At 50.5% G+C, this 765-nt stretch carries 1 protein-coding gene; it reads left to right on the top strand.

Features of this window, described 5'->3' with window-relative positions; all coding sequences use genetic code 11:
• Positions 1 to 765 (top strand): fructose-specific PTS transporter subunit EIIC (locus R7Q48_RS26755; protein ID WP_318133260.1); only part of this gene is annotated, 765 nt, incomplete at both ends.

Here is a 765-nt window from a genome sequence, read left to right as displayed (position 1 = left end):
CATTGCTTTTTCAATTGCTGACCGTCCGGGTCTGGCTCCGGGTCTTGTTGGTGGTATGTTGGCAAGTTCTACTGGCGCAGGTTTCCTTGGTGGTATCGCGGCTGGTTTCATCGCAGGTTACGCAGCGAAGCTCTTAGCAGATAAAGTAAAACTTCCTCAATCAATGGAAGCATTGAAACCGATTCTGATCATCCCGTTTGTTGCGACGCTATTTACGGGCCTTGTGATGATCTACATCGTTGGTGGTCCGGTTTCTGGCATCATGAATGGTCTGACTGACTTCCTAAACAACATGGGTTCAGACAGCGCCGTTCTACTTGGTATTATCCTTGGCGCAATGATGTGCTTCGACTTGGGCGGCCCGGTAAACAAAGCGGCTTACGCATTCGGTGTAGGTCTATTGGCTTCTCAAACTTACGCACCAATGGCTGCAATCATGGCGGCAGGTATGGTGCCGGCGCTAGGTATGGGTCTGGCCACTTTCCTAGCGAAGAACAAGTTTGAACCAAACGAGCGTGAAGCGGGCAAAGCATCATTCGTGCTAGGTCTGTGCTTTATCTCTGAAGGTGCAATCCCATTCGCAGCGAAAGACCCAATGCGTGTAATCCCATCTTGTATGGCTGGTGGCGCTCTAACAGGTGCTCTATCTATGCTATTCGGCGCGAAACTGATGGCACCTCACGGCGGTCTATTTGTACTGCTTATCCCTAACGCAATTTCTCCAGTCTTGATGTACTTGGTAGCAATTGCTGCAGGTACGGCGGT

Source organism: Vibrio sp. 378 (genome assembly GCF_033339435.1).
The sequence above is the reverse complement of the archived record's forward strand: the minus strand, read 5'-3'. Positions and strand labels throughout refer to the sequence as shown.